Source organism: Enterococcus sp. AZ179 (assembly GCF_050498885.1).
Lineage (GTDB): Bacteria > Bacillota > Bacilli > Lactobacillales > Enterococcaceae > Enterococcus_D > Enterococcus_D entomosocium.
Genome location: NZ_JBMHEO010000001.1, coordinates 3,228,111 through 3,248,277 on the forward strand (window position 1 = coordinate 3,228,111; position 20,167 = coordinate 3,248,277).

Consider the following 20,167-nt stretch of genomic DNA (forward strand, 5'->3'; position numbering starts at 1 on the left):
TTTGAAAAAGGTGTATAATCAAAAGCAAACAAAGGAGGAAATCGTATGCCATTTATTCATGTCGAACTAGTTGAAGGGCGTTCGCAAGAACAACTGACGAATATGATGAAAGAAATCACTGAGGCGGTCCATAAAAATACGGGTGCCCCTAAGGAGCATATCCATGTCATCATCAATGAAATGAAGCAAGGAACCTATGCTGTGAATGGCGATTGGAAATAATTCTCTTGCTTTTTCTTGTAGGTAGTGGTTTAATTGAGCCATAATCGATCAATAAAAAAGACACCTGAGTTTGAGAGTCTTCGATAAGAGAGGGAAATCTTGGCTGAAAATTTCCTGGAAGAAAACCAAAGGATGACCACTTTTTTTAGACCTCTGTCGAAACGGAGGCGGTTGAACCGTTATCTCATGAAGAGGAAAACAGACTTTTTCTGTTTTCGAACAATAGGTGGAACCACGAGTGATCGTCCTAGTATCGTAACCGATACTAGGACTTTTTTATTGATTGAAATCATTCAAAGGAGGACATTCATATGTCATTATTTATTACATTTCCTGATGGCGCAAAAAAAGAATTTGCTGTTGGGGTAACAACTAAAGAGATTGCTGAAAGTATCTCGAAAAGTCTTGCAAAAAAAGCCTTAGCTGGAAAAGTCAATGGACAACTGATCGATCTTTCACGTCCGATCGAAGAAGATGCAACGATTGAGATCGTGACACCCGATCATGAAGACGCCTTAGGTTTACTTCGTCATTCGACAGCTCATTTAATGGCTCAAGCCATGCGCAGACTCTATCCATCGATCCATTTTGGAGTAGGACCTGCAATTGATTCTGGTTTTTACTATGACACAGACAATGGGGAAAAACCAGTAACTGCGGAAGATCTACCAGCAATCGAAGCAGAAATGATGAAAATCATTAAAGAAAATCTGCCAATTGAACGACGTGTATTAACAAAAGAGGAAGCTTTGGCTCTTTTTGCTGAAGATCCATACAAAGTTGAGTTGATCACAGAATTACCAGATGACGAAACGATTACTGCCTATCAGCAAGGAGAATTTGTTGACTTATGCCGCGGCCCTCATGTCCCATCGACAGGTCGTATCCAAGTGTACAAATTGTTATCAGTAGCCGGAGCCTATTGGCGTGGAAGTTCTGATAATCAAATGATGCAAAGGGTATATGGAACAGCCTTTTTCGATAAGAAAGACTTGAAGGAATTTATTCGTTTACGAGAAGAAGCAAAAGAACGCGATCATCGTAAATTAGGGAAAGAATTAGAATTGTTTATGTTGTCCCCTGAAGTCGGCGCGGGTTTGCCTTTCTGGTTGCCAAAAGGAGCAACGATCCGTCGTACGATCGAGCGTTATATCGTGGATAAAGAAGTTAGCCTTGGGTACCAACACGTATACACACCAATCATGGCAAACGTGGATTTATACAAAACATCAGGGCACTGGGATCATTACCACGAGGACATGTTCCCACCAATGGATATGGGGGATGGCGAAATGCTGGTTCTACGACCAATGAATTGCCCACATCACATGATGGTTTACAAAAATGACATCCATTCGTATCGTGAACTACCAATTCGGATCGCTGAATTAGGAATGATGCACCGCTATGAAAAATCAGGGGCACTATCAGGGTTGCAACGGGTTCGGGAAATGACCTTAAATGATGGTCATACATTTGTTCGTCCTGATCAAATCAAAGAAGAATTCAAACGGACACTGGATCTTATGGTGGGCGTTTACGAAGACTTTAATATTACTGACTATCGTTTCCGTTTAAGTTATCGCGATCCACAAAACAAAGACAAATATTTTGATGACGATGCGATGTGGGAAAATGCGCAAACAATGCTAAAAGCGGCCATGGATGAATTAGAATTGGATTATTTTGAAGCTGACGGTGAAGCAGCTTTCTACGGACCTAAACTAGATGTCCAAGTGAAAACAGCTTTAGGTATGGAAGAAACCTTGTCAACGATCCAATTGGATTTCTTATTGCCTGAACGGTTTGATCTAACATATGTTGGTGAAGATGGCGAAAACAACCACCGTCCAGTGGTGATCCACCGCGGCATCGTTTCAACGATGGAACGTTTTGTGGCTTATCTGACGGAAGTCTATAAAGGCGCATTCCCAACGTGGTTGGCGCCGATCCAAGCATCGATCATTCCAGTTTCAGTCGAAGCTCACAGTGACTATGCTTACGAAATCAAAGAACGCTTGCAGGCACAAGGACTGCGGGTAGAAGTGGATGACCGCAACGAAAAAATGGGGTATAAGATCCGCGCATCACAAACCCAAAAAATTCCTTATCAAATTGTTGTTGGGGATCAAGAAGTCAATGATGCGACAGTCAATATCCGTCGCTACGGCAGCAAGGAGACCCAAGTCGAAGAATTGAATCTGTTTGTTGATGCAATGGCTGCTGAAGTGAAAAATTATAGTCGAGCATAGCTTTTGGTTCAAAGAAAACAAATGATTTTATAGTATAGGCACCTGCTTTCAGCAGGTGCCATTTACCTTTTTTAATCTATATAAAATAAAATAATTAGATTTTTTTTGTTTTTGTGAATAAAATCGTGTATAATTAGTATGTGATAAAAAGGAATAAACTAGAAGGAGTTTGTGATGAATTATAATTACGGAGTTAGAAAGAAATCGGTTGTATCGGTCATTTTATTAACATTTATTACTTGTGGCATTTATACATTCTTTTGGATGTACCAAACAACCAAAGAGCTGGCAGAATACAGCGGGGATAATCGTCTTTCGCCAGAGACGTCGATTTTACTCACGATCCTTACTTGTGGATTGTATCAAATTTATTGGTGGTACCGAATTGCGGATATCTTTATGAGTGCACAACAACGAGCGAATATGCCTCGTCTGAGTGACAACAAAATTCTTTTTGTCGTCTTGAGCCTGTTTGCTTTTGATTTCATCAACATGGCGATTTTACAAGGTGATATGAACCAAATGTGGGAAGCGGCTGATCAAAATGCCATGACCTCATCTAACAATACAAACGATTCGTCTGATTCAGATGATTGGGTAGATTATTGATTTGTCCGTTTAAAAGGTTAACGGGGTTTCCTTGTCCAGGTTGTGGCATGACGCGCGCCTACTTGCACTTATTTCAGGGTGATCTTGAAGGTGCGCTGCATTTTCATCCCTTGTTTTGGTTAGTGCCGATCGTATTCGGAATCGTTTTATTCAAAAAAAATCCGAAAATCAGCAAACTTTACTACAGTCACAACCTGTGGGTGACATTGACACTTTTGGTACTAGTGGTTTATGGTGGTCGGCTCTGGCTTCATTTCCCACATGACGCGCCAATGGACTTTGATCCAGAGAGCATTTTCCCACAACTACTACGTCGGATTGGTCAAGTGATTCACTAACAGCCATTCACCCAAGCATTAAAAATCTTTAAGAAAATGCTTTGTTTTTTTCTGAAAGCGAAGGGAACATGCGACAGTAGTTGAATCTTTATGAAAATTGTGTTATATTTACAATGTAATGATACTTAGAGTGAGTGAGCGGTTTTTTCGCTCACTCTTTTTAATGGAATGAAGTTCGTTTCGTTGAGAAATAAAGGAGGCGATGTTGTGAGTACGGTAGTGGAAACTGTTACAGATATAGTGACCCCTATTCTGGATGCGCAAAAATTTGAATTAGTTGAAGTAGAATTTGTGAAGGAAGGGAAAAATTGGTTTCTTCGTGTGTTCATTGATAAAGAAGGCGGAATCGATATCGAGGAATGTGCCTTTGTCAGTGAACAACTTAGTGAACAATTAGACCAATGCGAACCTGATCCTATTCCACAGGCCTATTTCTTGGAAGTTTCTTCCCCTGGCGCCGAGCGTCCATTGAAGAAAGAAGCAGATTATCAACGGGCAGTCGGCGAGTACATTCATGTTTCTTTATATCAACCGATTGATGGAGAAAAACAGTTCGAAGGCTTTTTACAGTCATTCGATGAAAATCAGCTAGTTATGAAGACCCGAATCAAAACCAGAGAAAAAGAACGAACGATCGACCGGAAAAATATTGCCAAAGCTCGTTTAGCCATTCAATTTTAAACACGGAGGAATGAAAGAATCATGAGTAAAGAAATGTTGAATGCATTGGATGCATTAGAAGCAGAGAAAGGCATTTCAAAAGAGATTGTCATCGATGCCTTGGAAGCGGCATTGGTTTCAGCGTACAAACGTCATTACGGGCAAGCACAAAATGTGGAAGTAGAATTTGATCAGAAAAAAGGCAATATCCACGTCTATGCAGTCAAAGAAGTGACAGAAGAAGTCATGGACTCGCAACTAGAGGTTTCATTAAAAGAAGCGATGACAATCAACCCCGCTTATGAAATCGGCGACAAAATCCGCTTTGAAGTAACGCCTAAAGACTTTGGTCGTATTGCGGCGCAAACGGCAAAACAAGTCATTTTGCAACGGGTCCGTGAAGCGGAAAGAAACATTATCTATAACGAATTTAGTGCGTACGAAAAAGACATTTTGCAAGGAATCGTTGAACGCCAAGACAATCGTTATATCTATGTAAACTTAGGCAAAATTGAAGCCGTGCTTTCAAAACAAGACCAAATGCCAAATGAGTTTTATCAACCCCATGATCGGATCAAAGTATTCGTTTCTCGTGTTGAAAATACTTCAAAAGGACCTCAAGTATTCGTTAGCCGCAGCCATCCAGATTTGCTGCGCCGATTATTTGAACAAGAAGTGCCAGAAGTATATGATGGTACTGTAGAGATCGTAAGTATTGCTCGTGAAGCAGGGGATCGTGCCAAAGTTGCTGTTCGTTCCTTTGATGCCAACGTCGATCCAGTCGGCACTTGTGTTGGCCCTAAAGGTCAACGGGTTCAAGCGATCGTCAATGAACTAAAAGGCGAAAACATGGACATCGTGGAATGGAATGAAGATCCAGCGATCTTCATCGCCAATGCGTTGAATCCAGCAGAAGTCAGCGACGTTATTTTTGATGTTGATAATCCGAAGGCTTGTACTGTTGTCGTGCCTGATTACCAACTATCATTAGCGATCGGTAAACGCGGACAAAATGCTCGCCTAGCAGCCAAATTGACTGGCTTCAAAATCGATATCAAATCAGAAACAGACATGGAAGAATTTTATGCGAAGCTGGATGAAGGCGACTATATCGATGAGTATGATGCCAATGCTTCAGAAGCTGCTGAAGAAATCAGTACAGAAGCAACAGAATCTGCAGAAACAGTTGATGAAGCGATCCTTCCATCAGACATGACTGCGGATGATTATGAAAATGTTGAGTTTGACGAAAAATAGTTGAGGTGAGATCGTGATGAAAAAACGAAAAATTCCTTTACGAAAATCAGTGATTTCAGGCGAAATGCTACCTAAGAAAGAAATGCTTCGTATCACTCGTTCAAAAGAAGGCGTTGTTTCCATCGATCCGACAGGAAAAATGCCAGGTCGGGGAGCTTATATAGCGATCGAACCGGCTGAAGCCCAGAAAGCATGGGATAAGCGTATCTTGGATCGAGTGCTGGAAACGAAATTGACAGATGAATTTTACCAAGAACTATTGGACTATGTAACGCACCAAAAAGCGCGAAAAGAGTTATTTGCAAATGAATAAAACCAAAGCATTAAATATGTTAGGACTAGCCATGCGTGCTGGGAAATTAGTAACTGGTGAAGAAATGACTTTAAAAGAGATTCGCAATGAGAAAGCAGCTTTAGTCATTATCGCCAGTGATGCTGGTAAAAATACACAAAAGAAAATTAAGGACAAAAGTTCTTATTACGAAATTCCGCTCCTAGATGCATTTTCTGCTGATGAAATCAGTGCGGCCATTGGGAAACCAAGAATGGTCATTGGCATCTTAGATCAAGGATTTGCAAGGAAGGTGCAGGAATTAATATTAGGTTAGGAAGGTGATTGCATGGGAAAAAAAAGAATTTATGAACTTGCAAAAGAATGGAATAAGTCGAGCAAAGAGGTTGTTGAAAAAGCACAATCTTTAGGCTTTGATGTCAAAAATCATATGGGCGCGATCTCAGATGGAGAGGCGCAAAAATTGCAGCAGTCATTAGGCGGCAATCCAAATGGTAAAACATCTGCAAACTCAAATCCCGCAAATCAGAAACCAGCCAACCAGCCGGAAAAACAAGAGCAAAAGAAATTTAAAACGCAAAGAAATAATCCTAACTTCCAAAACCGTCATAACAATCAAAGTCAACAGCGAACTACGCAAAGCAATAACCGTCCTGCTGGTCAAGGACAAGTAGATCGCACGAACAGTCAAGGAAGTAACAGACCAAATAACCAAGGAAGTCATAATCGAGTGAATAACCAAGAGAATCGTAACAATCAAGGGCAACAAAACCGCCCAACAAACCAAGGACAACAAAACCGTCCGAATAATCAAGGGCAAAAAAATCGCCCAACAAACCAAGGACAGCAAAACCGTCCGAATAATCAAGGGCAACAAAATCGTCCGAACAATCAAGGACAGCAAAACCGTCCAAACAACCAAGGACAACAAAATCGTCCGAACAATCAAGGACAGCAAAACCGTCCGAATAATCAAGGGCAACAGAATCGCCCAACAAACCAAGGACAACAAAACCGTCCGAATAATCAAGGGCAACAAAATCGCCCAACAAACCAAGGACAGCAAAACCGTCCAAATAACCAAGGGCAACAAAACCGTCCGGCCGCTCAATCTGCAGGAAATACGCAAGGGGCAGACCGTAACAATAACCGTCCGCAAGGATCGAATGATTCCCGTGGAGGAAATCAAAACCGCGGCAAGTCAAACTACGGTGGACGCAACAATAATTTCAACAATAACAATCGCAACAAATTCAATAAAAAAGGCAAAAAAGGCCGTCAGCAGACGGAAAAGAAACCGCCAGTTCCAGCACGTAAATTCCGTGAGCTACCAGAAGTATTGGAATATTCAGAAGGCATGAACGTAGCGGATATCGCGAAAAAAATCTACCGTGAACCAGCAGAGATCATCAAGAAACTCTTTATGATGGGGGTTATGGTCAATCAAAACCAACCTTTAGATAAAGATACGATTGAACTGCTTGCTACCGATTACGGAATCGAACCACAAGAAAAAGTTCAAGTGGATATCGCAGACATCGATAAATTCTTCGAAGCAGAAGAACAAATTGAAGAGAATTTAGTATCACGACCACCTGTTGTGACGATCATGGGTCACGTTGACCACGGGAAAACAACATTGCTTGATACTTTACGTCATTCACGCGTAACAAGTGGTGAAGCTGGGGGAATTACGCAGCATATTGGCGCTTACCAAATCGACATCAATGGCAAACCAATTACTTTCTTAGATACTCCTGGACACGCGGCCTTCACTAGTATGCGTGCACGGGGAGCAAGTATCACCGATATCACGATTCTTGTTGTCGCAGCTGATGATGGAGTGATGCCACAAACAGTGGAAGCGATCAACCATGCGAAAGCAGCAAAAGTGCCGATCATCGTTGCAGTAAACAAAATCGATAAACCAGGTGCTAACCCACAACACGTGATGCAAGAATTAAGTGAACATGAGTTGATCCCAGAAGCTTGGGGTGGCGATACGATCTTCGTTGAAATCTCAGCGAAATTTGGGCAAAACATTGAAGAATTGCTTGAAATGATCCTCTTAGTAGCAGAAGTCGAAGATTTGAAAGCTGATCCTACCCAACGGGCGATCGGTACAGTCATTGAAGCGCGCCTTGATAAAGGAAAAGGTCCTGTAGCAACACTATTGGTTCAACAAGGGACTCTTCATGTAGGTGATCCAATTGTTGTAGGGAATACTTTCGGTCGTGTTCGCGTAATGACGAATGATTTAGGTCGTCGTGATAAAGCAGCTGGACCTGCTACACCAGTCGAAATCACAGGATTGAATGATGTGCCTCAAGCAGGTGATCGTTTCGTTACTTTTGAAGACGAGAAAACAGCTCGAGCAGCGGGTGAAGAACGTGCAAAACGTGCTTTGATGGAGCAACGCGCATCAAGCAGTCGTGTGACATTGGATAACTTGTTTGAAAGTCTAAAAGAAGGCGAACTGAAAGAAGTAAATGTCATCATCAAAGCAGACGTACAAGGTTCAGCTGAAGCATTAGCTGCTTCATTGAAGAAAATCGATGTTGAAGGTGTGCGAGTGAACATCGTCCATTCAGCCGTTGGTGCAATCAATGAAAGTGATGTAACGCTAGCAGCAGCAAGTAATGCCATCATCATCGGATTCAACGTCCGTCCAACACCGCAAGCCAAACAGCAAGCGGAAGCGGAAAAAGTCGATATTCGTTTGCATCGCATCATCTACAAAGCGATCGAAGAAATCGAAACTGCGATGAAAGGGATGCTTGATCCTGAATTCGAAGAAAAAATCACTGGTCAAATGATCGTTCGTGAAACATACAAAGTATCTAAAGTGGGCACGATCGCAGGTTGCTACGTAACGGAAGGCAGTATTCGCCGTGACAGTGGCGTCCGCGTGATCCGTGACGGCATCGTTATCTATGAAGGCAAACTTGCCAGCTTGAAACGCTTCAAAGATGATGTCAAAGAAGTGAAGCTAGGGTTTGAATGTGGCGCGATGATCGAGAAATTCAACGATCTTAAAGTTGATGACGTGATCGAAGGCTATGTCATGGAAGAAGTACCGACAAAATAACGGAATGACAACTATACAAGGAGGCTTTTTGAATGGCTAACTATCGAGATCGCCGAGTGGCACAAGAAATCTTAAAAGAAGTCAATCAAATTCTTCGTAAAAAAGTTCGTGATCCTCGCGTGCAAGATGTGACGATCACAGATGTACGAGTAACTGGAGATTTACAGCAAGCAACGATCTTTTACAGCACCCTAACGGACTTAGCTTCAGATAAGCAAAAAGCCCAAGCAGGACTGGAAAAAGCAACTGGCTTGGTTCGTCGTGAATTAGGTCAAGCGTTAACGCTCTATAAAGTTCCAGAAATCCAATTCGAATTGGATGAATCAGTACAATACGGGAATAAAATTGATGAAATGATTCGCGCATTGCACTCAGAAGAATAAAAAAAAGAGCAGCTTCCAATCGAAGCTGTTCTTTTTTATTTGAAAAGAGCATCAGGTATTCATCAGTAAAGTTACCAGTCCAGCAACACCTGTCCCCAAGAGCCAGCCTCCGATCACATCTGTTAAAAAATGGATCCCTAAGTAGACTCTGCTAAAGCCGATCATAAAGCTTAACAAAACTGCCAGCAGACTCATCGGAAGGACTGCTGAGGGAACCAATTGTCCAAGATTCAAGGCGATCGTTCCGTACATGGCAGCGGATGTGGCAGCATGGGCACTAGGAAAGCTGTGATCTTTTTCTTCAACTAAACGATGATCGATCGGACGATCTCGTCGGACGATCCGTTTGATCAGGTAAGCAGCTGCTGATACTATGAAGATACTGACTGCTGTTTTTGGTGCAAGATCCGCCCGCGATGATGGAAAGACAAACAATAGTAAAGCGATCGCAACTGTCGGAAAGGCTTTTCCTAAATTGGTAAAAAAGTGCATCATGCGCGTCAAAGAAGGCGTACGGCTTTGGATGATCTGCAAAGCAAACGCTTCTTCCCAACGCTGCATCGTGCCGAGCTGAATCATGATCAAAAAGATGGCAAATCCAATAAATGACCCTATCGTTAAAACAACCATTTTAGGACCTCCTTATATGCTTAGTTTATCATGTAATGAGAAGGAGCGAAAAGGATTTTGTCGTGCAATGAATTTTTTTTATATGTTATAATAAGCAAGTTGAAGTGAAATGGAGGAATACGATGGACGGGATTTTACCATTATGGAAAGAGCGTGGACAAACAAGTCACGACTGCGTGTTTAAATTACGAAAAATATTAAAGACAAAAAAAATCGGACACAGCGGCACACTAGATCCTGACGTGGATGGTGTCTTGCCCATTTGTATCGGAAAAGGAACGAAGATCGTCGAATACTTGGTTGATTCTGGAAAAGTCTACACCGGGGAAATCACCTTGGGCTTCAGTACCACTACAGAAGATCGGTCGGGGGATATCGTTGAACAACAAGCACTAACTCGTCCGTTTACGAAGACAGAAATCGATCAGGCAATGAAACAGTTGACGGGGACGATTACCCAGATCCCGCCGATGTATTCGGCGGTCAAAGTCAATGGCAAACGACTTTACGAATATGCTCGCAACAATGAAACTGTCGAGCGACCACAGCGCAAAGCAGAAATTTATTCCTTCAAACGAATTTCAGAGCCGGTTTTTCATGAGGACAATACGCAAAGCTGGCGTTTTGAAGTTTCTTGTGGAAAAGGGACTTATGTTCGCACGTTAGCGGTCGACACAGGAAAATTGCTGGGTGTACCCGCGCATATGTCTGATTTGACTCGCTTAAAAAGCGGTGGTTTTTCTAAAGAACAATCTTACACGATTGCAGAGGTGCAAAAGGCAGTCGATGAACAACGTGTTTCGGAACTACTGCTACCGGTGGAATATGGGGTATCGGAGTTTGTTCAAGTGACGATCGATGCGGACCTCTGGCAGAAAGTAAAAAATGGCATGCGCTTGCCTTTCAGCGTGTTTGGATTACCAAAGCGCCCAGAGGAATTAGTGGCGATTTTTTATCGAGAACAATTGATCAGTATCTATAAAGCTCATGACAAATACCAAGATATGATGAAACCGGTAAAAGTCATCCGTACAGAAATAGGAGAATGAACATGGAAATCATTGAAATGAGACACCCTTATGATCACGAAACGATTCCTGATGAGGAGATCGTCTTAGTGTTAGGCTTTTTCGATGGCGTACATCTAGGTCATCAGAAAGTCATTGAAACAGGACGAAAGATCGCAGAAGAAAAAGGGTTAAAATTGGCATTAATGACCTTTAATCAACATCCCTCGATCGTTTTTCAAAAAGTCGATCCTGAAAAAATGCAATACCTGACCAGCTTGGCTCAAAAGGAAGCGCATATGGAAAAGCTTGGAGTAGATATTCTTTATATCATTGAGTTTACTTCTGCTTTTGCAAATCTGGCACCACAGGTGTTTGTGGATGAATACATGATCGGTCTGCATGCAAAAGTTGTTGTTGCTGGATTCGACTATACCTACGGCAAGAAAGAGATAGCCAACATGGCGCTGTTACCAACATATGCAGAAAATCGTTTTGAAGTTGTGACTGTCGCGCAAGAATCGTTTGATGAAGAAAAGGTTAGCTCCACACGCATTCGCTCTGCCCTACAAAATGGCGATATGGCACAAGTCAATCGCTTGTTAGGGTATATTTATGAATTTGAAGGAACCGTCGTTCACGGTGATGCTAGAGGACGAGAACTTGGGTTTCCAACCGCGAATATCAAAGTAAAGAGCACCGTTCGGTTGCCAAAAGAAGGCGTCTATGTGACGGAAATCAAAGTCGGTGACAAGTGGTATCCATCGATGGGATCGATTGGTCACAATGATACGTTTGGTCAGGGGCGCCAGTTAACAGTTGAAATCTATATTCTCGATTTTCACCAAGATATCTATGGTGAAACCGTGGCGATCCGCTGGCATCATTTCTTACGTGATCAAGTCGCTTTCAATGGCGCACAAGCGTTGATCGAACAATTAAAGCAAGATGAACGAGACACTGAAACTTATTTTGATGGGCTTTCTGAAGAAAACTAAGCATTCGTAGTGAAAAGAAGCGTTTCTGGCTTCTTTTCACTTTTTCTTTTTCTTTCTTTTTATAACGTAGTTTATTTGAATTCTAATGCTTTCCCCATGAGGAAAAAACGTTTTTTCGATATACTAAAAAATAGGCAAAAATGATAATTTATGCAGAACGCTGCAAAGGGAAAGGGAGAGAAAAAGTGACAATTGGAAAAAAAGCGAAAAAGGGGAAAGAAAAGAAAGATTTAACTAAAATGAAAACGCCTCATACGTATGTCATCATCTTTGGGGTCGTATTGTTGGCGTGGTTGCTGACTTTCTTAGTTCCCGCTGGAAAATTCAGTACACAAGAAATCGAGTATACCGATGCAAATGGGGAAATAAGTACCAGAACGGTCTTGATGCAAGATTCGTTTCGTTATGCCTACCCGTTAGATAACGAATACGTCTATCAACAGTTGAATCAATTGGAAGACGATCCACAAGAGTTGGAAGAATTAGATGTCGATCCTGAGGCTTTAGCAGCTGTTCTAGCTGAAGGGCCTAAAGAGTTGTCCCAGAGTCAATTAGATGAGGTGGGACTGACCGATGACACGCTTTACAGTCTTTACGGCGAAAAAATTTATGATACTTCTGAAAAACTGCACAAAACAGCCAAGGTTTGGGGAACTGATGACTTTAACGGTTTCGGCTTCTTAAATTTTGTTTTTGAAGGATTGGTTTCTGGTGATAAATACGGCTCAGCAGTTGGGATCGCAGCACTGATCCTAGTGGTCGGTGGTGCGTTTGGTATTATCATGCAAACCGGAGCGATTGATGCGGGGATCTTTGCATTTATCAGCAAAACTCGTGGATTAGAACGCTTGGCATTGCCGCTGTTGTTCTTTGCTTTTTCATTTGGGGGCGCTACCTTTGGGATGGCAGAAGAAGTCATTCCGTTTTCGATGGTCATGGTGCCTTTCGTGATCGCATTGGGGTATGATTCGATCGTGGCGGTCACCGTCACCTATGTCGCCTCCCAGATTGGAAATGCCACCTCGTGGATGAGTCCGTTTAGTGTGGCAGTAGCTCAAGGGATCGCAGGTATTCCCGTTCTTTCAGGCGCAACGTTCCGAATCATCATGTGGGTCGTGGTTACCGCACTATCCGCAGGGTACCTCATGATCTATGCCGAAAGAATTCGCAAGAATCCTGAGAAATCGCTAACGTATCAATCGGATGCGTATTTTAGAAATCATCTTGAAAAAACCTCCAGTGAGCAAAAACCATTTTTATTAGGTCATAAATTGATCTTGGTTGAAATGCTGGCGGTTTTGATCTGGATCGTATGGGGTGTGACGCAGAAAGGCTACTATATTCCCGAGATTGCTTCTCAATTCTTTGTTATGGGCTTAGGGGCAGGAATCATAGCGGTTCTTTTCAAATTAGAAAATATGGGCTTGAATGATGTGGCGAGTGCCTTTCAATCTGGTGCCTCAGAATTGGCAGGAACTGCAATCGTTGTGGGGATGGCCAAAGGGATTCTTCTGGTTCTCGGCGGTTCTGATGCCAATGTGCCGTCAGCGTTGAATACGATTTTGCACAGCATCGGCGGTTTGTTAAGCAATGTTCCAGCATTTATTGGTGCCTGGTTCATGTACATTTTCCAAAGCTTCTTCAATTTGATCGTGACTTCAAATTCAGGTCAAGCTGCATTAACCATGCCGATCATGGCGCCATTAGCCGATCTTTTAGGTGTCTCTAGACAGATCGCTGTCTTGGCTTATCAATTAGGCTCGGGCTTTATGGATGCCTTCACTCCAGTATCGGCAAGTCTGATCGGTGTCTTAGGTGTCGCAAGAATCGAATGGGTGAAATGGGCGAAATTCCAGATCAAAATGCAAGGTTTCTTATTTGTATTAGGAACCATTTTTATCTTTATTGCGGTCGCAATCGGCTTGCAATAAGAAGTAATCAGCCACAAGGAGGAAGCACTTATGAAGGTGATACGACAAGCAGAGGTTTACGCTCCTGACTATTTAGGAAAAAAAGATATTTTATTAAATGAAGACAAGATCATTGCTATTCAAGATTCGATTGAAGGAGGATTCTCAGGTGTTCCTCTTGAAGAAATCGATGGCACAGGGTTACTCGCTGTGCCCGGCTTTATTGACTGCCACTTTCATATCTTAGGAGGTGGCGGGGAAGGCGGCTTTCAAAACCGGACACCAGAAGTGAAATTGAGTCAATTGACCTCTGCAGGAGTAACGACAGTGGTTGGCTGTTTAGGTACTGACGGAGTAGGCAGAGATATGACTGCCTTGATCAGTAAGGCGCGTGGACTAGAGGCGGAAGGCATCACGACTTATCTTTATGACGGTTCGTATCGATTGCCTTTGGCGCCCGTCACGGATTCCATCATCCAAGATTTTTTGACTATCGATAAAATTATTGGTATCGGTGAAATTGCCGTTTCTGACCATCGTTCTTCACAACCAAGTTTCGAAGAATTTACCCGCGCGGTTGCGGATGCTCGTGTTGGTGGGATGCTTTCTGGAAAAGCAGGTATCGTAAACGTCCACTTAGGTGGAGGAAAGAAAAAATATGAGCTGCTTTTACGAACCATCGAAGAGACAGAGATTCCAATCAGCCAATTTTTACCGACACATGCCAATCGGACCAGCGAGCTTTTCGAAGCAAGTATTGCTTTTGCAAAAATGGGTGGAACGATCGATTTTACGGCGAGTGAAGATCCTGATTTCTGGGAAAAAGAAGACGATGAGGTTCGCTTCAGTAAAGGATTGAAACGTTTGTTAGCAGAAGGGATCGGGCTGGATCAATTTACCATGACCTCTGATGGGCAAGGCAGCCTCCCGTACTTTGATGAAAACAATCAATTCATAGGTCTGGGTGTCGGCAGTTCGCGAGCGCTGATGGTAGGCATTAAAGAAGCAGTCCAAAAAGAGCAGATTCCATTGGAGATCGCCATTCGAGCAATCACTTCCAATCCAGCGAAAGTATTGAAGCTTGATCAAAAGGGACGTCTTGCAGCAGGGATGGATGCTGATATTTGCTTGCTGAACAAAGACTCATTAGCAGTAGAAACGGTTCTAGCAAAAGGCAGAACAATGGTAGAAGAACAAGAAGTAAAAGTGTGGGGTACCTTTGAACAACTAACATAAGAAGAATTCAGTTTTAACAGACTAAGAAACGGTTGTTTTTCTAAACAGAGTTGTAGAAGAAAATAAGCAGCCCGATCCATGACCAGCATTTACTGGACTTGATCGGACTGCTTTTTTCAATTAAACGCAAGTATTCTTAAGCTTGCAACTCATCCAATTTCTTCATGTCTTCTTCAGAAATTTCAAAGTCAACTTTGGCATTGTCAGCAATGTATTCTTCATGAACGGATTTTGGCAATGGCAGAATGTCTTTTTGTAGCAAGTAACGAATTGAAAGTTGTGGAATAGATTTTCCATAGGCTTCAGCAATCGTCTTCACTGCATCGTTATCGAGTAAACGACCAGTAGCGATTGGTGAATAGCCTTCCACTAAAATTTCGTGCGCTTTGCAAAATGTCAATAGTTCTTCATTTGTGAGGCCAATATGGTAAATAAACTGGTTGACCATCGGTTTCACATCGCAATGATCAAAAATATTTTGCAAATCTTTTTGATCGAAGTTGGAAACACCAATCGATTTTACTTTTCCACTTAAGTAGGCTTCTTCTAATGCTTTCCAAACATCGATGTTTTCAAGATAAAAATCTTTGTTTTCTGGATTGTTTCCCATGATTTTCCAAGGACGAGGGGCATGGATCAAAATCAAATCGATATACCCTAAGTCAAGTTTTTTTAGAGAAGCATCAATGCTATCAACCGCTTCTTGGTAGGTCTTTAACTCAGCAGGTACTTTCGTGGTAACAAAAATTTCATCGCGGGCAACGCCTGAATCGCGCACAGCTTTCCCAACCGCTTCTTCGTTTTTGTAAGCTGCCGCTGTATCGACATGTCGATAACCATTTTGAATGGCAAATTTTGTTGCGTTGTAAGCATCTTCTGGAGAAGATTGCCAGGTTCCAAGGCCAATCTTAGGAATTGCCAGTTTGTTCTGCAAGGTAAATGTTTCTTGTAATATCACGTATCTCAACCTACTTTCATCGCTTTTTTTTGTTACATCTTCCATTATAAAACGTTTTCTTGTTTGAAACAAATCAGACGCTGAAACTTTTGAGGGAAATTGACTTTCAAAAGGATCTTTGATACATTATCAGCAACCTAAACACAGAAAGATGTGGAAAAAATGGATTTTGTTAAAGAAGATTTTGCCTATTATCGGCGCTCTTTTGAATTGATGTATCGCAGTTATTTCCGTAGAAGAATGATTGCCCTTGGTGTGGCGATTTTGATTATCTTAGGTTATTTACTTTTGTTACAAGAAAGTTTGCTTTTAAATATCATTTTGCTAGTTATATTGCTAGGCATAATGGCGTGGTTGGTTTCACTTTATCAGCGAGCGAGTGAGGTCGTACTTGCTTTCGAAGAAGAAAATCAGGTGCCGAAAATTCATCAACTGACAGAATTTGAGGATCATTATGCGTTCCAAATGAATGATGGAACAACGATGCGCGTGAAGAAAAACGGCAATCGCAACTTTCCTTCCAATAATAAGCAGTACACGTTGATGGCAGGCTATAAAAAAGTTTTCTTTGTGCAACAACCCTTGATGATTTTTTATTATGACCTCTTGGAGATGAAGTATGATGAAGCGTATCGTTTGAAACGAAACCGCCAAAACGGGTTCAATCGTTGGTCGCGTTATTTCAGTTTTCGCTCCTTTAAGGGATCGATTGGCAATGTCTTTCAATTCTTGCTGGGAAATATTTTCTTCTTATTTATTGCGTATCGGTTGATCCGCTATCTGATCGATATTTTGCTGCACATTTTATAACTGTTACCAAGGTGAAGATTCTCATCGTTTTCATAGACTGGTGAAAAAGATGATAGGACTTAATTTTTTTAAAAAGGTATACTTAAGTCAGATAAGACAAGCAATTGTCTTTCGTGAATAAGAGTCCTGCTCTTGTTAAGTAAGCCGTCAACAACAGCTTATCTATTGTGGCGCTAACAGTTTGGGGGAAGTGTTAGTTCTTGTAACAAACAGATTTTTTTCTGGGCGGGATAAGAACAAAAGCGGTATTTTACCGTACTTAATAAGAGTAGTGCTCTTTATTTTTTCTATGAATATTTAAAGACATCACTTCTTGGAACTGGTGTTTTTTCTTGCTTAAAAATAGTCCAAGTGATAGGAGAATTCTAAGAACTATGCTACAATGAGTGCCGGTGCTCTCAGCGGTGGGAGCAAAAAAGAAGGTAGAGGAGAATTACTTAGGAATGCCTGAAGGTCAAACAATAAACGATCCATCTACAAAAAGCGCGCAAAATATTTCTGCGTATATACATATACCTTTCTGTGAACATATCTGCTACTACTGTGACTTCAACAAAGTGTTTTTAGAAGGGCAGCCAGTGGATGAGTACATCGAAGCGTTACTAAAAGAAATTGAGCTGACCCTCTTGCGTCAGCCTCTCAATGAGGCGAAAACGATTTATATCGGCGGCGGGACGCCAACGTCGCTTTCGGCGAACCAACTGGATCGATTGCTGTCAGGTGTGCATGAATTGCTGCCAACACACACAACCAAAGAGTTTACTGTGGAAGCAAATCCTGGTGATTTGAGTGAAGAAAAAATGCTGGTTTTGAAAAATCATCAAGTCAATCGCTTGTCGATGGGGGTCCAGACCTTTGATAATCGCTTGCTTAAAAAAATTGGCCGCAAGCATACCGCTGAAGATGTTTATTCAACTATTCAGCTGCTGGAAAAACATGATTTTCAGAATGTGACGATCGATTTGATTTATGCACTTCCGGGACAAAGCATAGAAAGCTTCCGTGATACACTGACGCGAGCGATTGATCTCGGGTTGCCTCACTATGCAATGTATTCTTTGATTTTAGAAAACAAAACCATGTTTATGAACTGGGTTCGCCAAGGGAGAATGGCACTGCCTTCTCAAGAAGCTGAAACGCAGATGTTTGATGAGGCGATCGCCGCGATGACAAAAGCTGGATTGAACCAATATGAAATCAGTAATTTTGCACGACCAGGGTATGAGTCCTTACATAATCTAGTGTATTGGAACAATGAACATTATTTTGGCTTTGGGGCAGGCGCCAGCGGGTATCTTGGACAGACTCGCTACAAGAACAAAGGTCCAATCCAGCATTATTTGAAACCATTACAGGAAAATCAGTTGCCAATCCACGAAATCGAAGAATTGACAACCAGCAATCAAATGGAAGAGGAACTGTTTTTAGGCCTTCGTAAAAAGGTCGGCATTTCAAAAATACAGTTTGCAGAAAAATTCGGGAAGTCTTTTCAGGAAATCTATGGTTCAACGAGCGAACAGTTGATTCAAAAAGGCTGGTTGGCTAGTCAAGGTGACCGTGTCTTTTTAACGAAAGCTGGGATGTTTATTGGCAACGAAGTGTTTGAAGCATTTCTCTTGGATGCAGAAAAATAAGAAAGAACGAGTAAGAGAAGTAGCCATTTCGTGCTGCTTCTTTTTTTGATTTCTTTTTTAGCACTCTCTTAGAAAGAGTGCTAAAAAAGTGATGCAAATACTTGACATTCCTAGCAAATATGGTATATTTATAATCGTGTTAGCACTTAATAGGAATGAGTGCTAACGGAGGAGTGGATAAAATGTTGACACCTAGACAACAAATGATTTTACACCTCATCATCCAAAATTATACGAATACTGGTCAGCCCACGGGCTCGAAGCGATTGATGGAAGATGGGGTTGAAGCTAGCTCTGCCACCATTCGTAATGAGATGAAGGCGCTGGAAGAAGCTGGACTTCTGTTAAAGACACATTCATCTTCAGGGCGTGTGCCGTCAATAAAAGGGTATCGCTATTACGTTGATCACTTATTGAAGCCATCGGAAGTTGACCAAAACGAAATTCAAACCATTCGTCATTCTTTTGGAAAAGATTTTCATGAAATCAATGAAATCATCCAGCAGTCTGCCACGATCTTGTCCAACTTGACTAGCTATACAGCGTTGTCTCTCGGGCCAGATATGAAGGAAAGGAAATTGACCGGTTTTCGAATCGTCCCATTGAATGCACGACAGATCATCGCGATCATCGTGACGGATAAAGGGAATGTCGAAAATCAAGTCTTTACTCTTCCTGAATCGATGAGCAGCGAAGATTTGGAAAAAATGGTAAGGATCATCAACGACAAATTGATCGGTGAGCCTCTAATGACGGTCTACCATCGTTTAAGAACAGAGATTCCTATGATTCTGCATAAGTATTTTCAAACGACTGACGGAATCGTTGATCTCTTTGATACGATGCTGAGCCACATTTTTGAAGAAAAAATCTTCGTCGGCGGGCGAATGAATCTTCTGGATTTTGAACCGACGCAAGATGTTAGTCAGTTCAAATCGATGTATTCATTTATGAAAAATGCAGATCAGCTGACACAGCTGCTGGCGCCAAGAGATTCTGCGATTCAAATCAGAATCGGCTCTGAGCTTGGCAATGACTTGTTACAAAATATGAGTCTGATCCAAGCTAGCTATGAAATCGAAGGTCATGGACAAGGAACGATCGCTTTATTAGGTCCATCAAGTATGCCGTATTCACGGATGTTTGGTTTGATGGAAGTTTTTCGAGGCGAGTTAGCAAAAAAATTGGCCGATTATTATCGCGCATTAGACGCTGCCAATGAATAAGCGGCAATGAAACAAATCGTAGAAGGGATGGTTGAAACGTGACGGAAAAAGAAGAGCGTTTAGATGAAGAATTAGATAAAACTGCTGAAGAAACCGCAGAAACAACTGAATCTTCAAATGAATCAACTGAAACTGAAGCACAGACTCCTCAACCAGAGGAAGAAACAGTGGAAAAAAGCGAATTGGAACTTTTGCAAGAAAAGAATAATGAATTGGAAGATCAATTCCTGCGTGCTCGTGCAGAGATCGCAAATATCACTTCACGTAACCGCAACGAGCGGGAACTTTTACAAAAATACCGCTCGCAAGATCTTGGCAAAAAACTGTTGCCAGCAATCGACAATTTGGAACGAGCGATGGCAGCAGATGTCGATCAAGACCAAGCGGCGAATTTGAAAAAAGGCGTTGAAATGGTTCTTGAAAGTCTGCGTCAAGCCTTAAAAGAAGAGGGAATCGAAGAGATTCCTGCTGAAGGTGCAATGTTCGATCCGAACTTGCATCAAGCGGTGCAGACTGTACCTGCCTCTGATGAAACACCGGCAGACACAATCGTTACTGTCTTGCAAAAAGGGTATAAATTGCATGATCGTGTCTTGCGTGCAAGCATGGTCATCGTTGCACAATAGTTCTTTCTATCTATAAGTAGATGTTTAAATT

20 protein-coding genes are annotated in these 20,167 nt (G+C 41.9%); 18 read left to right on the forward strand and 2 right to left on the reverse strand.

Features of this window, described 5'->3' with window-relative positions:
• Positions 1 to 45 precede the first annotated feature (45 nt).
• The 10 genes from IGI88_RS15170 to rbfA all read left to right on the forward strand — a co-directional run bounded on the left by IGI88_RS15170 (position 46) and on the right by rbfA (position 9,101).
• Positions 46 to 222 carry a 2-hydroxymuconate tautomerase gene (locus tag IGI88_RS15170; protein WP_005225916.1) on the forward strand — a complete coding sequence of 59 codons (177 nt, stop codon included), beginning with the start codon at positions 46 to 48 and terminating at the stop codon, positions 220 to 222.
• A 311-nt stretch (positions 223 to 533) separates the two neighbouring features.
• Positions 534 to 2,474: a threonine--tRNA ligase gene (gene thrS / locus IGI88_RS15175; RefSeq protein ID WP_086332424.1), complete on the forward strand. Its 1,941-nt coding sequence runs from the start codon at positions 534 to 536 to the stop codon at positions 2,472 to 2,474.
• A gap of 174 nt (positions 2,475 to 2,648) precedes the next feature.
• The gene (locus IGI88_RS15180) at positions 2,649 to 3,083 is read left to right on the forward strand and encodes a DUF4234 domain-containing protein (RefSeq protein WP_008378150.1); all 435 of its coding nucleotides are present in this window, start codon (positions 2,649 to 2,651) and stop codon (positions 3,081 to 3,083) included.
• Positions 3,080 to 3,421 (forward strand): DUF2752 domain-containing protein, encoded by a 342-nt coding sequence (locus IGI88_RS15185; protein ID WP_429960857.1) that lies wholly within the window; start codon positions 3,080 to 3,082, stop codon positions 3,419 to 3,421. The genes IGI88_RS15180 and IGI88_RS15185 overlap by 4 nt, the downstream gene beginning before the upstream one ends.
• Before the next feature lie 207 nt (positions 3,422 to 3,628).
• On the forward strand, positions 3,629 to 4,102 hold the full coding sequence (rimP, locus tag IGI88_RS15190) for a ribosome maturation factor RimP (protein WP_008378146.1): 474 nt from the start codon (positions 3,629 to 3,631) through the stop codon (positions 4,100 to 4,102).
• 21 nt (positions 4,103 to 4,123) lie between these two features.
• The gene (gene nusA, locus IGI88_RS15195; RefSeq protein WP_008378144.1) at positions 4,124 to 5,338 is read left to right on the forward strand and encodes a transcription termination factor NusA; all 1,215 of its coding nucleotides are present in this window, start codon (positions 4,124 to 4,126) and stop codon (positions 5,336 to 5,338) included.
• Positions 5,339 to 5,354: 16 nt separating this feature from the next.
• A complete protein-coding gene (gene rnpM, locus IGI88_RS15200; protein WP_005225922.1) occupies positions 5,355 to 5,651 on the forward strand; it encodes an RNase P modulator RnpM in 297 nt (98 codons plus the stop codon).
• Positions 5,644 to 5,946 (forward strand): YlxQ-related RNA-binding protein, encoded by a 303-nt coding sequence (locus tag IGI88_RS15205; protein WP_005235626.1) that lies wholly within the window; start codon positions 5,644 to 5,646, stop codon positions 5,944 to 5,946. Before rnpM ends, IGI88_RS15205 begins: the two co-directional genes overlap by 8 nt.
• Before the next feature lie 12 nt (positions 5,947 to 5,958).
• Positions 5,959 to 8,718, forward strand: a complete 2,760-nt coding sequence (gene infB, locus IGI88_RS15210) for a translation initiation factor IF-2 (protein ID WP_429960743.1) — start codon at positions 5,959 to 5,961, stop codon at positions 8,716 to 8,718.
• Positions 8,719 to 8,750: 32 nt separating this feature from the next.
• A complete protein-coding gene (rbfA, locus tag IGI88_RS15215; protein ID WP_005225925.1) occupies positions 8,751 to 9,101 on the forward strand; it encodes a 30S ribosome-binding factor RbfA in 351 nt (116 codons plus the stop codon).
• 51 nt (positions 9,102 to 9,152) lie between these two features.
• Here the strand turns inward: rbfA and IGI88_RS15220 are convergent, their stop codons facing one another.
• Positions 9,153 to 9,731 carry a phosphatase PAP2 family protein gene (locus IGI88_RS15220; protein ID WP_086299383.1) on the reverse strand — a complete coding sequence of 193 codons (579 nt, stop codon included), beginning with the start codon at positions 9,729 to 9,731 and terminating at the stop codon, positions 9,153 to 9,155.
• Positions 9,732 to 9,853: 122 nt separating this feature from the next.
• Between IGI88_RS15220 and truB the strand changes: the two genes are divergently transcribed.
• The 4 genes from truB to iadA all read left to right on the forward strand — a co-directional run bounded on the left by truB (position 9,854) and on the right by iadA (position 14,882).
• Positions 9,854 to 10,780 carry a tRNA pseudouridine(55) synthase TruB gene (truB, locus tag IGI88_RS15225; RefSeq protein WP_101699076.1) on the forward strand — a complete coding sequence of 309 codons (927 nt, stop codon included), beginning with the start codon at positions 9,854 to 9,856 and terminating at the stop codon, positions 10,778 to 10,780.
• A 2-nt stretch (positions 10,781 to 10,782) separates the two neighbouring features.
• The gene (gene ribF / locus IGI88_RS15230; protein ID WP_008378129.1) at positions 10,783 to 11,736 is read left to right on the forward strand and encodes a riboflavin biosynthesis protein RibF; all 954 of its coding nucleotides are present in this window, start codon (positions 10,783 to 10,785) and stop codon (positions 11,734 to 11,736) included.
• A 239-nt stretch (positions 11,737 to 11,975) separates the two neighbouring features.
• Positions 11,976 to 13,667: a putative basic amino acid antiporter YfcC gene (yfcC, locus tag IGI88_RS15235; protein WP_176273503.1), complete on the forward strand. Its 1,692-nt coding sequence runs from the start codon at positions 11,976 to 11,978 to the stop codon at positions 13,665 to 13,667.
• A 30-nt stretch (positions 13,668 to 13,697) separates the two neighbouring features.
• Positions 13,698 to 14,882: a beta-aspartyl-peptidase gene (gene iadA, locus IGI88_RS15240; protein ID WP_016620344.1), complete on the forward strand. Its 1,185-nt coding sequence runs from the start codon at positions 13,698 to 13,700 to the stop codon at positions 14,880 to 14,882.
• A 136-nt stretch (positions 14,883 to 15,018) separates the two neighbouring features.
• Here iadA and IGI88_RS15245 read toward each other — a convergent pair whose 3' ends face one another.
• Complete coding sequence (locus IGI88_RS15245; RefSeq protein ID WP_086299384.1) at positions 15,019 to 15,885, reverse strand: aldo/keto reductase; 867 nt, start codon at positions 15,883 to 15,885, stop codon at positions 15,019 to 15,021.
• Between the two features lie 117 nt (positions 15,886 to 16,002).
• On the opposite strand from IGI88_RS15245, the gene IGI88_RS15250 reads away from it, so the two are divergent.
• The 4 genes from IGI88_RS15250 (at position 16,003) to grpE (ending at position 20,136) form a co-directional block, all read left to right on the forward strand.
• Entirely contained in the window at positions 16,003 to 16,650 is a 648-nt protein-coding gene (locus IGI88_RS15250; RefSeq protein WP_429969533.1) for a hypothetical protein, read from the forward strand.
• A gap of 443 nt (positions 16,651 to 17,093) precedes the next feature.
• Positions 17,094 to 18,284 carry a radical SAM family heme chaperone HemW gene (hemW, locus tag IGI88_RS15255; RefSeq protein WP_051154609.1) on the forward strand — a complete coding sequence of 397 codons (1,191 nt, stop codon included), beginning with the start codon at positions 17,094 to 17,096 and terminating at the stop codon, positions 18,282 to 18,284.
• 182 nt (positions 18,285 to 18,466) lie between these two features.
• Positions 18,467 to 19,510 carry a heat-inducible transcriptional repressor HrcA gene (hrcA, locus tag IGI88_RS15260; RefSeq protein ID WP_005225934.1) on the forward strand — a complete coding sequence of 348 codons (1,044 nt, stop codon included), beginning with the start codon at positions 18,467 to 18,469 and terminating at the stop codon, positions 19,508 to 19,510.
• 38 nt (positions 19,511 to 19,548) lie between these two features.
• On the forward strand, positions 19,549 to 20,136 hold the full coding sequence (gene grpE / locus IGI88_RS15265) for a nucleotide exchange factor GrpE (protein WP_005235647.1): 588 nt from the start codon (positions 19,549 to 19,551) through the stop codon (positions 20,134 to 20,136).
• Positions 20,137 to 20,167 lie beyond the last annotated feature (31 nt).